The 11,679-nt window shown below is 55.0% G+C and carries 12 protein-coding genes; 6 read left to right on the top strand and 6 right to left on the bottom strand.

Features of this window, described 5'->3' with window-relative positions; all coding sequences use genetic code 11:
• Positions 1-13: 13 nt before the first annotated feature.
• The 4 genes from AC6I6U_RS15015 to AC6I6U_RS15000 all read right to left on the bottom strand — a co-directional run bounded on the left by AC6I6U_RS15015 (position 14) and on the right by AC6I6U_RS15000 (position 4,034).
• Entirely contained in the window at positions 14-1,354 is a 1,341-nt protein-coding gene (locus AC6I6U_RS15015) for a DUF6531 domain-containing protein (protein WP_497882687.1), read from the bottom strand.
• A gap of 9 nt (positions 1,355-1,363) precedes the next feature.
• Positions 1,364-2,041 (bottom strand): hypothetical protein, encoded by a 678-nt coding sequence (locus tag AC6I6U_RS15010; RefSeq protein WP_497882686.1) that lies wholly within the window; start codon positions 2,039-2,041, stop codon positions 1,364-1,366.
• Positions 2,038-2,406 carry a 2Fe-2S iron-sulfur cluster-binding protein gene (locus AC6I6U_RS15005; RefSeq protein ID WP_497882685.1) on the bottom strand — a complete coding sequence of 123 codons (369 nt, stop codon included), beginning with the start codon at positions 2,404-2,406 and terminating at the stop codon, positions 2,038-2,040. Before AC6I6U_RS15005 ends, AC6I6U_RS15010 begins: the two co-directional genes overlap by 4 nt.
• A gap of 344 nt (positions 2,407-2,750) precedes the next feature.
• Positions 2,751-4,034, bottom strand: coding sequence for a DUF1173 family protein (locus AC6I6U_RS15000; protein ID WP_497882684.1), 1,284 nt, complete (start codon positions 4,032-4,034; stop codon positions 2,751-2,753).
• Between the two features lie 464 nt (positions 4,035-4,498).
• Here AC6I6U_RS15000 and AC6I6U_RS14995 point away from each other — a divergent pair, with 464 nt between their 5' ends.
• Complete coding sequence (locus tag AC6I6U_RS14995) at positions 4,499-4,909, top strand: DUF6124 family protein (protein ID WP_497882683.1); 411 nt, start codon at positions 4,499-4,501, stop codon at positions 4,907-4,909.
• Between the two features lie 476 nt (positions 4,910-5,385).
• Here the strand turns inward: AC6I6U_RS14995 and AC6I6U_RS14990 are convergent, their stop codons facing one another.
• Both AC6I6U_RS14990 and AC6I6U_RS14985 read right to left on the bottom strand, forming a co-directional pair.
• Entirely contained in the window at positions 5,386-5,937 is a 552-nt protein-coding gene (locus tag AC6I6U_RS14990; protein WP_497882682.1) for an STY4526/YPO1902 family pathogenicity island replication protein, read from the bottom strand.
• A 50-nt stretch (positions 5,938-5,987) separates the two neighbouring features.
• Positions 5,988-6,185, bottom strand: a complete 198-nt coding sequence (locus tag AC6I6U_RS14985; protein WP_497882681.1) for a hypothetical protein — start codon at positions 6,183-6,185, stop codon at positions 5,988-5,990.
• A 736-nt stretch (positions 6,186-6,921) separates the two neighbouring features.
• Here AC6I6U_RS14985 and AC6I6U_RS14980 point away from each other — a divergent pair.
• The 5 genes from AC6I6U_RS14980 to AC6I6U_RS14960 all read left to right on the top strand — a co-directional run bounded on the left by AC6I6U_RS14980 (position 6,922) and on the right by AC6I6U_RS14960 (position 11,601).
• Positions 6,922-7,278: a hypothetical protein gene (locus AC6I6U_RS14980; protein WP_497882680.1), complete on the top strand. Its 357-nt coding sequence runs from the start codon at positions 6,922-6,924 to the stop codon at positions 7,276-7,278.
• 90 nt (positions 7,279-7,368) lie between these two features.
• On the top strand, positions 7,369-8,019 hold the full coding sequence (locus tag AC6I6U_RS14975; RefSeq protein WP_497882679.1) for a hypothetical protein: 651 nt from the start codon (positions 7,369-7,371) through the stop codon (positions 8,017-8,019).
• A gap of 328 nt (positions 8,020-8,347) precedes the next feature.
• Positions 8,348-8,752, top strand: coding sequence for a helix-turn-helix domain-containing protein (locus AC6I6U_RS14970; RefSeq protein WP_497882678.1), 405 nt, complete (start codon positions 8,348-8,350; stop codon positions 8,750-8,752).
• A 933-nt stretch (positions 8,753-9,685) separates the two neighbouring features.
• On the top strand, positions 9,686-10,240 hold the full coding sequence (locus tag AC6I6U_RS14965) for an SLATT domain-containing protein (protein ID WP_497882677.1): 555 nt from the start codon (positions 9,686-9,688) through the stop codon (positions 10,238-10,240).
• Positions 10,237-11,601, top strand: a complete 1,365-nt coding sequence (locus tag AC6I6U_RS14960; protein ID WP_497882676.1) for a reverse transcriptase domain-containing protein — start codon at positions 10,237-10,239, stop codon at positions 11,599-11,601. Before AC6I6U_RS14965 ends, AC6I6U_RS14960 begins: the two co-directional genes overlap by 4 nt.
• Positions 11,602-11,679: the final 78 nt, after the last annotated feature.

Genomic DNA, 11,679 nt, shown 5'->3' with positions numbered 1-11,679 from the left:
GTTTTCAATGCAGCTAAATTGGCGTGATTTTCTTGGACAGCATGTAGCCTTGAGGTGAATAAGTGTATTCTACCAACTTGTCAGGCTTCGTTACCTTCAAAGGCACTAAGTATGTTGGATGCCACTCAGTAATAATTTTTCTCTGCACCGCAGTCCCAACTGCCTCTATCTTTTCCACAACCAAGTTACGGTCATTGTACTTGAATGTTGTCGTCACACCTTTAGCATCCGTTTTAGAAACGACTCGAGCCAAAGAATCATAGACATAGCTTGAATCACTAGACGGGCAATTTGGCGAGGGTTGCCCCACAATTTTCGTTATGACGTTCTGCCCATTAATCCGTGCAAAGTGATACTCGGTTTTCTTCCCATAGGAGTTTGTGACAGTTGTCACCTCGGGGTCTTCACGAATGAAAGTGTACTCAAAAACTGGATTAACATAAGTCTCCTGATAGAGCCTAACCTTGTATTCCAACGCTGTTTTTTCTGCGCCACCGGCGTGCTCACTATAAATAGCCCTAGCGTGCTCCGCGTCGTATCGCCAACTGGCAAATTTATTGCCCGCCTCATCGACAATCCCTGTTAACAAGCGATGCCGTGGATCCTCGTAAAGGTAACGCCTTGTCAGCGTGACGCCTTTATTTGTCTTTTTGACAGCAACCAGTTGCATGCCAGCATCATACTCATATACTACTGAGAAGCCGTTGATCGTGGCACTGCTTATCTGGTTTATACCGGCATCTTCCAACACCAGCTGACCACCAGCATCGTCACTAATTGAGATTTTATTATTAGGACCATAAGAAAGCTTTTGCGATCGGCCATTCAATGTAACTTTAGAAATCAGCCGACCAGAATCATCAAATGTCTTTTTAACACCATCCACGCCCTGAAAGACCAACTGGTTGCCTGAACGTGTTAATACCCCCCTACCGCCGCTAAGCCATGCGAGACTTTTAGAATCAAAGCTAACCCTATAGCCCGTCCAATCGGTAAAAGTAATAGTATAGACACCTATTAGTAAATTATCGGAATAATTATGCCGCCAGAGCCCATCGGTGCTATTATAAAATCGCTGCAAAACGAGTGTAGAAGCACCACCCGGTACATAGTCAACCTCCTCCTGTACCTTCACCCCATTCATCATGTTGATGGGGTTCCCTACAAATGCGCAGGGTGCTATGCCACCATCCAAATCGGGATCTGGATCCGGTATTTTTGGTTGATCGGGGAATGGGTTCCCCATATCCAACTGCGCCGGGGCTACGGGTTCACAGGACGCATAGGTTATTCCCGAAATCAGAAATAGCAAGCAAGATAGTATCGAACTTTTTTTAGTAGACGACGAATTCATCAGCATCACTCACGAAACCAATATAACGTTTGCTTTTATAGAGACAACCTGATCGAGCTGCACCGGCGACAGACAAACCCCAGAATTCAATGACCCTACTACGCCAGAGTCAAAATATAAATCAGAGAGCGTCTTTGCCCCCAAAAAATAATCGCGACCAGTCAATGCATACTTACTTGCACATACACCTTCTCCAAGCTCCATCCTTACACCTGAAAACCTACCATCCGAAATTACAAAAAAATCAATATATGAACCCGCAGTCATTGGCCCGAAATTAACATAGCCACTACGAACTACAGGGACAGGAAAACTGTTTCTAAAATTTACTCTCCCACCTTCCAGTCTTGCTACTTTCAGGCCAGGGGCAATTTGTTTGGACGTGGCACGATATACATCTGGAGGAACCAAGTACACATATCCATCTGAAACAACCTCACCAAACGCATTGAAAAAAATTAACTCCACATCGAGGTCACCCAGCTCATACTCTGAGTCGTCACTCATAGAATACTTCTCAAGAAACCCCTTTAGCCTATCTGCAACAGAACCTGGCTCAACCCCCGAAGCCACAATCTTATAATTATTTACCGAATCATCACCACTGACTGACATAAAGGCCGCAGCTGGAGCCAACGACAAAAATTTAAGAATAGAGCGCCTAGACGCTAAAAATGAGCAGTTCAACGATCAAACTCCCACCGTGCGTCTGTGATTATCAAATTACTATTAGGGTATGCAATACATGGCATAACATACCCTTGCCTAATCTGCTCATCACTCAGAAAGGCCCCCTCTGACTGATCTACGGAACCTTTGACGATTTTCCCAACACAGGCTGAACATGCGCCTGCACGACAAGAAGACGGCAGTATCACCCCTGATAACTCCGCTGAATCGAGGATATATTTATCGCTATCCGCATTGAACGTACACCCGTCAATGGAAACCCTAAACGTACTGATTTCACCCTCAACGGGAAGATCCGGCAATTCAAGCGCTCCGCCGCTCGAAGTTGCATTACCAATAACGCGCACATCCCCATCACTCATAACCTACTCCTCAACAGACAGCACAAGGTCTATACGACTCTTTATTCCAACAACAAGAAGGCCCAGGATGAAGCGAGTCGCACGATCCTCGTGAGGTTATGAGCGAAACAGCCAATCGTTCGTAGGCTGCTACTTTCTCTCCCCCTCCATCGAGCAGCTAGGGACACACCCTCCTACGCCAAGCACAATGACGTATGGCATGGAGAGATTTTCAGTTTTTTTCAACAGAGCTATTACCCAGGCAGGCGCTTGGCACGAACGTCCCAAGCGGTAAGCATGCGTGCATTGAGGCTCCCCCCACTAGCAACCTGACTCTTATCTACTAGGCCAAGATCTGGCATCGATTAAAGTCGACTCAAGGAGAGTCCACAGGAGCCAATCCGGAATGAAAGTTGCTCTGGAATCTGGTCCATTTTGCCCACGGTCGCCGCCTCCCAATACCACCAACCTCCAGAGCCGTAGACCCGGTTGTACCACTCGGTCTTGCGGGCCTTTTGGGCGAGGTACTCAGGAGAGTCCATGCCGAAGACTTCCAGAGGGAAGTCGCACTTCATGTCCAGGAGCCAGAAATCGGGGAAGAACTCACACTCGGCGGCGTCGTAACGCAGGGGCTTCTCGAAGCTGCGAGCGTCCGCAACCAGCCTCGACTCCAGAATGGACTCGTAGTCGGAGTCCAGCGGTATCCAGCGCTGGCTGATGTGCATGAGCGCCAGGTCAGTCACTTGGGCCCGCACCTGGGTCTTGTCAGCCTCTAGGTTGAGTTGAGCCAACACCATGATGCGCTCGCCGCGCTTCCAGGCCGCCACTTCAGTGTGGAAGCGTTTCAGGGCGTCCTCCCAGACCTCAGGCGCCATGCTCAGGTACGGAATGCCATAAGGCCCCGCAACGGGCAGCTTGGACATCGAGGTACCGTGCTTGCCGGCGTCAAAGCGTGCCAGAGGAGAGATAACGAGCGCCCTGCGCCCAGCCTTGCTCACCTGCTGCGCTACCGTCATGTTGGCAGCCTCGGCCCTGGAGCGTGGCGCGGCAGACACCATCAGCACCTCGTCGAGGGCCACTCGACTGGCCTTGATGCGCTTAGCAGTTTTTCGGAGCAGGCCATGAACCTGTGCGCTGTTGCGTTTGCCCTCCATCGCGGGGTACCAGATGTTCAACCGGGCTTCCTGCCATAGCAGGCAGAGCAGCCCCAGAAGCGTCATGGTGCGCTTGCGGGTACCACTGAAATGCTGTTGAAGACGATCGTCGCGAGCGCCGCCTACCCTGGCGGGTAACTCAATCAGGCCTCGGGCCAGACGAACCCGCAGGGTACCGTCATCGCCCTCCTCGACCACACCCACCTCATAGCCCTGCAGGCCTGAACGTTCAGGAGCGGGGGCATAGAAGCGGCACTCGTTGGCGTGTTCAGGTCCTGTGCCGGCGAAGCGGGCCAGGTGAAAGCCATCGGTGTCGTCACGACGCTTGATGGCCAGTTTGCGCTCGCCCTTGCCTGGGCAGCGGCAGATGGCGTGGGTGCGACCATAGGCTTTTTCGAGCACGGCCTTCCAGGCGCTGGCGAACTCGTCCTGGGTCTGGAAAGTCGTGGAGAAGGGTTTGCCGTCAATGACGACGGGGAATCGCTCATACACCATGCGCAGGCACTCCTTGCCTTGGTCAGTTATGCAGTGGGGCTACTGATCGACTTTACCGCTGCGGGTATGAGGCTCGAAGTGTCGTGGCGTTACAAGTTGTTTGCCGGCCACAAGACGGCGTCTCCTGATCTCCGACACACTTGGAAAGACACGAAATGGCCCTCCGAAAATACACCGGTTTCCTACGTGTTATGGGCATGGGAGAATATTGTGTGCGTCAACGGTGGTGACTAGAGTCCGAGGGTCGCTGCACATTCAGCGATGCGGGTTTCGCAGCCCGGCGATGAATAGGCGCACAGCGCCGCGAAAGCGGCTTTTTTGTGTCCGCGTCATGGCGGGCTGTGCGCAGGAGGCTTATGCCTGCCGGGTTTCCTATTCACCGGTCTGCGAACCTGCGTACAGCTCGCCACCCTTGTGTCGCAGCGAGAGTGGAGGAGTCCCCTGAACGTAATAGGAGATTCACCATGGTCAAGAAAGTCACCCCCGACCCACCACCCTGCAGTACGTCCAGCCTGGCGGATAAAGCCGCCTACCTGCGCAAGGTCATACATGAATCACTGGCGCAGATTCAATCGGCACCACCTGATAGCCAGGCGCCGATTCTGCTCGACACGCTCACCACGACAGCCTTCAAGACTGTCGAGCCTGATACGTCCTTCGCACCATCGTTGTTCTCTGTTCAACCAGGCGTCACCGCCCAGGTCGCGCTGAACCAGGTATCGGAGTTACTCCGGTGCGCCGAGCTGAACGCCGATGAAATCTGTCCGCGACTGGAGGGCTTCGAGCGAGATCTGCTTATGGGGATGATCCATTCAGTGGCTCTTTCACGAACCGTGGTAGAAGCACTGCTTGAACAGGCATCTGCGGCCAACTGAATGCCGCAGGCCGGTGGCTGCAGGACCGCAGCTGCCGGCGACTGAAGGTGCGGTGGTGAAGACCCACCATGCTCGCCCAACTTCAGTTCCGTCGGTGGCTCCGCTTGAAGCCCGACGACAGCACGAGCAGTACTCCCGCCTCCTCATAAAGCAGCCAAGGATGCTCATAAAATCAAGAATCACAGAAGCGCCTCTGGCGGTCCGTTTCCTGATGTTCAGAAGGTTCTTGGGGAAGAACTCGTCACGCTCCAGAGCAGGACTCAACGGCTACACGCTGATGCCCCTCACCACTGTTGCATAGCTGACCATTGCCCTCCACCCTCCATCGGCGCACAGCTCGCTGGCAGCACTGGCCTGCCGCCCGTTATCAGGCCTCGTGCAGGCAATTCTGGGAAGAATTGGCTCACCCTTCCAGGTGAGCCGGTGGTTTATTGGGTCAGTGCCAGCGACCTGATGCTGGCGCGCTCTGCCGGCACCTACACCAGTTTTTCAGTAATCCAGTACTGGAGCTGATTCCAGATCATGGCCAGGTTGAGGGTCGGTTCGCGCTCGGCCATCAGCATCGCGGCCAGCAGCACCGAGCGTGGGTCCTGCGGGTTGGTGCCCTGCTCTTTCGATATCAGCGCCCAATGCCCCCACAGGCGCATTTCTTCATCGAAGCTGACCTGGCGCCAGCGGCCCTTGCGGTACTCGATGCCGAGCATCGTTCGGCGTGTGGCGACCTCCTTGGGAGGCAGCCCGAATATCTGCTGGAGCATGGGAGAACTGGCCCCCAGATACAGCGCTCGACGAATCAGGTCCTCCTCCTCGGTACCCCTGGCATGGGCCAGGACACGCTGGACGATATCGCTATCGACCAACAGCGTGAACCAGGGCGCCGGTGAGTTCACCAGCGCGCCTACGCAACGGGGATCGCTCAGGGCCTCCAGGTCCCGTTCCTTAAACCCCATGGCCAGGCAATTGCGCAGTTGACCGTTCTTGATGTTGCTCATGACTTGAAAGGCGACAGCCAGATTCAGCGGGTGCATAGGAAACCACTCCATGGTCAGGTGAGGGCCCGCGAGCGGGCCGGTGTGCTTCACGCAAAGGGGGTCGTTGGGTAAGCACCGTGCTCACTGCCGGTGCCAAATTCGACGCTGAGGATATCGACGCCTGGCAAGCCGTCCACGAAGCCGGCCAGCTCGAGCAGAAAACCGTCCCGTCGCAGGGACTCGACGTTGATGTGCAGCAGGATCTGGCAGGTCTCGCCAGCGGTGTGATCAGAACTCAAGTGCATGTGCGGTACTCCCTGTAATCACTGTCGCAGCAAGGCTGCGACAGGTCTGATGGATGAGCAGATCGCAAGCGCCTCCAGGGAGTACCAGAACGGTTCCTGGAAGCGAACACCGCTCGCTCCTGCTACTCGATTGTGGTGTTGCCCATGAATATGTAGTTGCTGGGCCCAGGTCTATCTGTAGGACGACGCGGCGTGCCACTGGGGAAAAGCAGGCACCTGCTGTGAGGCTGCAGCTAGCTGCTGGGTGGTTGCCGTCGATGGTTCACTGCTCAGAGCGGCGCCGGCGGGATGATGTGGTGAGCCTCAACTGAAGTACTGAACCAAGAGGCCAGCCTCGAATGCGCTCACTGGGGACAACCATATTCAGCGATGCCTGACAGGTGCAATGCAAAGGCTCCTGCATCCGCTGAGGGGGTAGCGCGACGGGGAAGTTTTGATTTCATACACGGCGCCAGCGTCGGCAAAAGCTTGTTGCAGTGGGTGCTTTGACAGTCTTGGGGTTGGGTATTCATTGTGCAGGGGCGTACTGCTGGCCTTGTCAGCAACATGCCAAGGTAGCTGGGACCTCACGGCTACGCTGCGCCATTGCGCAGGGTCCAACACCAGGTCGCCAAGCTTCCAGTGATGCGACTAATCGACTGCCATTGCGGTCGATGGAAGCGTTGCTGTTCTGTTGTTTCCCCTATACGGGTCTTGCCCGTATGGGCAGGCCCTCCCTATGAAATCTGGAGGTCTGATGAAACAGGATGTGAAATGCCACCCGTCGCGGATCGCGACCGATGGACGTAAGGAAAACCTACTCAGTGCAGGTGAGCCCATGGAGGACGAACCACCTTCATGCTGCGCCAGCATGGCTTGTATTGCCCAACACCTCGATGAGCTGAAGCTGGATATCTCCATGCTTCGTTCTCAAGCCATCTTCGACCTGTCACGGCTTCATATCGACACCTCGACGCTGTGTTACAGGCTACGCAAGATCGACACCAAGCTGGGCGCCCTGAATGGCTGGCTGATCGTACAGCTGCTGTCGTTCATGACCCTGGCAACCGTGGCCGGTGCAGTGATCGTGCTGAACCTGGACTGCCCAAGCTAACCCACTGTTTCAACCCACCCGCGCGGGGACTCCTCTCCCGCCGGGGCGAGAGGTTCTCCGTGTTCGCCTTTGTGAATCAGGAGCATCATCATGGAAAAACTACTGAACGTTCTGCAGCTCATTTTCCCGTTTGTTCGTAACCCCTACGCACCCCACTCGTTTCTGCGGCTGGATGCGTTTCACAAGCAGTTCACCATCGTCTGCTCAGGCGTGACATGGCTGCCACTCAATGAACCTGGCGTAGGATGTCGCGAGGTCAAAGCGCAATACATCCTGGGCTACCGTAGCTCGATCGAGGATGCCATCAGGCTCTGTACCACGAAGTTTCTGGACCTGTATGCCCACCCGCAGATCAAGGCTGGTTCCTCGTTTGAACCGCAGCGAGTGGAGGTCTACTACACCGCGGCCAAGGCTTACCAACCCACCGCTCAAGCCTCGGCTCAGGGCGCTACCTGTATCCTCTCCGGTACGGTCGAGGAGGCGGAAATCGTCTGGTGCCGCCCTGCTGCCGTTGTGAATGAGATCTTCGAGCTGGAGATCTGGCTGGATACGTTTCATCGCAAGGTCAGTGAGCAGGCCTGCGCCGGCGAGTTGGATATCGCCAAAAGCGTCTGCCGGGAAGCCGCAGAGCTGAAGAGGTTCTTCGATTCGTTGAAATGGAAGAACTTCGTGCTCAGGGCTCTCGATCAAACCGGTGTGACCTGCACGCCGGAGGAGTACCCGTACAGCAGCGGCTATTGAGAACAGGCCACTGCATAACCACTCAGGCCAGGCGCCTCGCCTAGCCATTTGAAAGACCCTCACCTCAGCCCGACTCTGTCGGGCTTTTTCTTGGGTGTCGCGGGTGGTGTGCCCGGGCCTCGGCGGGTGGTGCTGTTGCTGGCCGAGAGGGCGGGCCAGGGTTGAGTCGATGGACTGCAGCCCAGGGAATACTCTCCCCTTCGTCACGGCACAACAGCTCAAGCGGTCGGTCATCGCGCCGTGATAGTTTTGACGGTTTTGGACTGCTGGCACCGGTTGTATGAACCTCCTGGCTGGCACAGCAATGCCCTCTTTCACGGACCGATTCATGTCGCTCAAAACCACCTTTGCTGCGGTGCTCAAGGCCATGCGTGCCACGCGTGGGATATCGCAGAAAAAACTCGCTGAAGTCAGCAGCCGTACCTACATCTCGAAGCTGGAGCGGGGTCAGTGCTGCCCAACGCTGGAAATGATCACCGCGTTGAGTGTGCCGCTGAAGGTGAGCCCGTTGACGCTGACGGCGATCACACAGGGGGCGCAGAGCGGCGAGCCCATCTTGGGGTTGGTGAGTCAGATAGAGCGGGAGGTGACGGAGCTAGCAAAGTCCGGAGTGCTCCAGAAACTGCAGATTTCACTGGGTGAAGAGCCACGGGTTTATGACCGCCGCGCCAGACCTCGGGCCACGAACTCGACGATGCCGACTCCGCAGGCCGAGTTCTGCTTTACTGAGTAAACATCTGAATCGATAGTTTTTAGGGGCTGGTATCGACCCATTGCAGTCGGTCGCGATATTACGAGGTTGAGGTACCAGTAGCACCGCACCATGATTCGATTTTTCAATGGGTAAACCTGAGGTTTAAAGCAGATGATCGAGTCATCTGCTTACTCTAGCCTGATAAACCTACAGGATCTACTGCTTACTTCAACCACTTGTACAAACGATAACCACCATATCCAGCAACTGCTATTGCAGCCGCAGGCCAAGCTGCTGCGCTAGCCACAGCCATCACACCTGCTGCCATTCCACCACCGCCCGCAGCAACGGCACCTCCACCGAGGGTGGCTAGTGCGGAGCTGGTTGCGGCCGCACCGGTCAAGCCTGCCGCATTCGCTGCAGCAACAGCCCCGCCATAAACTATCGAAGCGTTGGCTATGCCAGCTGCCGCGCCAGTGGCGATAGCAGAACCCGCTGCTGTTTTATCACTTATTTCCATGTGGTCACCAAATCTGATTTGATCGGAACTCACATGATAGCATTTTAGTGTCACTCAGAAAGCCTAATGAAACATCGACGCCGACACTCTGGTTTTGGTACCGGCCTCCCCCCCCCTCCAACCTCGCCAGTTGCCGCCATTGCGGTCATTCCATCTGAGGCGATGAACTGGATGGCGTACCCAAGTCGAGCGCTGCAGACTTGTGGAAAGAATGACATCCCCCCTTTTTGATTCAGATCCCCCCTACTGAAAGACTCATCTTTTCAGCGCGGATAATGGCACTGTAGAATCACCACCCGGAAGAGGCAGGTTCTTCCTCTCGTGCGAGCGAGGGTGGTTCTGATAATGAACGGTTGCGACCGTTGAGCGCATGCTCACCGATCCCCTTTGGGGATGTTCAATGTACTCAATTACTCCTGCCTTCTTCCCCTAATTTCAAAGGAGAGGTGCGAGTGAAGGACAAGGTTTGGTTTACCTACAAGGCACGCATCCAGGCACAGAAACGCCTGGAGTGGTTGGATTTCCACTCGCAGATGCTGCTTGTCTGGTATGCCATCCTCAGTACCATCCTGGGCGTACTGACCATTCGCTACTCCCACATCATTGGTCCTGACACCGATGTCTTGGCCGCCGTGCTTTCGGTTGCATTACTCGGGGTATCCCTCGCTGTGACCAACCGCGACTTCAAAGGTCGAGCCATGGCAATGCGTAACAACTACCTGCAGTTGCAGAACTTGTACAACGTATTGGCTGCTGAGACAGTTGCTGGAACCCCTCCTACGCCGGGCCAAATTAGCAAGTATAGCGACCTCCTGGCCGAATCCGAAAATCACCGAGAGATTGATGATCGGATCGCTCGTGTGTTTGCCGGCAAACTCGAAAGCCGACAGCCAACAGTGTATGAAAGTGTGTACGTATTCTGCTGGTTCAGTGTTCGCCTGGTAGTAACCGTAGCGCTCTACGCACTGCCATTGGTAGCGGGCGTACACGATTGGGCAGGGAAATGAGCGCCGCACGCAGCTTCAAAAAGCACTTTGCGCACGAACCGCTGCGTCGAATCTACACCGACAAAATTAAGACGTCGGGCGCAATCGGCCTGGATCGTACTCGGCCCGCCACCCTGGACGCTTATCTGAGCGATGAACTCGATCTCATCATTCAGAAAGTTCACCAGGGCAAATATCGATTCACTGCCTACAAAGAAAAGCTGATCCTCAAAGGGGCTACCTCCCACCCTCGCCAGATCTCGATTCCAACGGCCAGAGACAGAATCGTGCTACGCGCCTTGTGCGAAAGCTTGGCAGAGGTGTTCCCCGCAGCAAAGCTTTCGCTGCCTCAGGAGGTCATCGATGACCTGAGGGCCGGACTGAATTCGGGCAATTTTGCAGAGTATGCGAAGATCGATCTGAAGAACTTCTACCCCTCGATCCCGCACTCGCTGATCAAATCAACGATTTGGAGGAAGGTGCGCAAGGCGCAGTTCAGAAACCTGATCGAATCAGCGATCTCCACGCCCACGGTACCCGAAGCCAAGGGCAGAAAAGACTCGCCTGATTCAACCCTCGGGGTACCGCAGGGTCTTGCGGTATCCAACTTGCTGGCTGAGATTTCCCTCCAGGATATCGACGCATCGTTCAAAACTCGCCAGCATATTTGGTACAAGCGCTATGTCGACGACATCCTGATCCTGGCGCCAAAGGGCGAAGCCAAGCGCGTGGCCGATGAACTGATCACCGCCCTGAAAAGCCTCGGCCTCAGCCCCCATGACTTCGGCCCCGACTCCAAATCAAAGGTAGCGGAGCTCACCGATCCTTTCAGCTTCCTTGGGTATCAAATCGAGGGTGGCCAGATAAAAATCCGCCACGAGAGCATTCTTCGGTTTGAGTCCTCCCTGGCCAAGATCTTCACGGCCTACCGGCACAAGGTCGCGACCGCAAAATCGCCGAAGGATCTACAGCGCGCCAAGGCTTACTGTGAATGGAAGATCAATCTGCGGATCACCGGTTGTTTTTTCGAAGGTAAAAGACGGGGATGGGCCTCTTACTTCGCTCAGATCACCTCAACAGCTCAACTGCGGTCGGTTAATCACACCATCGACAAGCTCACTCGGCGCTTTTCACTGCAAGGTGAGATTCGAACGAAATCGCTGATCAAGACCTTCTATGAGTTGAAACGAGGGCGACCTGAAAGTCACTCTTACATCCCCAATCTGGATGCCTTGGACGTCGGCCAGAAGCGAGCGCTGCTGGCTATATGGATTGGCGATGAGGCGCGAAACCTACCCGACGCTCATACTGAACGGCTCTTCGCGATCAAAGTAACCAAGGCTGTTCGGGAGCTTGAGGAAGATATTGCCCAAGCTTCGTGATGTGATCTGCCCACATACCACCACCGTGCTTCTCCGGCACGGTCTCCAGGCGCTGAGATTGGATTGCACCCATGAGTA

This window comes from Pseudomonas sp. UTLPPB19802 (assembly GCF_059730225.1).
This window is presented reverse-complemented; position numbering and strand designations above follow the sequence as displayed.

What these genes read in the sequence shown, in the direction of transcription:
- AC6I6U_RS14995 (WP_497882683.1), top strand. Translation starts at nt 4,499, where the DNA reads ATGGTCAAGAAAGTCACCCCCGACCCACCACCCTGCAGTACGTCCAGC.
- AC6I6U_RS14960 (WP_497882676.1), top strand. Translation starts at nt 10,237, where the DNA reads ATGAGCGCCGCACGCAGCTTCAAAAAGCACTTTGCGCACGAACCGCTG.
- AC6I6U_RS14970 (WP_497882678.1), top strand. Translation starts at nt 8,348, where the DNA reads ATGTCGCTCAAAACCACCTTTGCTGCGGTGCTCAAGGCCATGCGTGCC.
- AC6I6U_RS14990 (WP_497882682.1), bottom strand. Translation starts at nt 5,937, where the DNA reads ATGCACCCGCTGAATCTGGCTGTCGCCTTTCAAGTCATGAGCAACATC.
- AC6I6U_RS14975 (WP_497882679.1), top strand. Translation starts at nt 7,369, where the DNA reads ATGGAAAAACTACTGAACGTTCTGCAGCTCATTTTCCCGTTTGTTCGT.
- AC6I6U_RS14985 (WP_497882681.1), bottom strand. Translation starts at nt 6,185, where the DNA reads ATGCACTTGAGTTCTGATCACACCGCTGGCGAGACCTGCCAGATCCTG.
- AC6I6U_RS15005 (WP_497882685.1), bottom strand. Translation starts at nt 2,406, where the DNA reads ATGAGTGATGGGGATGTGCGCGTTATTGGTAATGCAACTTCGAGCGGC.
- AC6I6U_RS14980 (WP_497882680.1), top strand. Translation starts at nt 6,922, where the DNA reads ATGAAACAGGATGTGAAATGCCACCCGTCGCGGATCGCGACCGATGGA.
- AC6I6U_RS15000 (WP_497882684.1), bottom strand. Translation starts at nt 4,034, where the DNA reads ATGGTGTATGAGCGATTCCCCGTCGTCATTGACGGCAAACCCTTCTCC.
- AC6I6U_RS15015 (WP_497882687.1), bottom strand. Translation starts at nt 1,354, where the DNA reads ATGAATTCGTCGTCTACTAAAAAAAGTTCGATACTATCTTGCTTGCTA.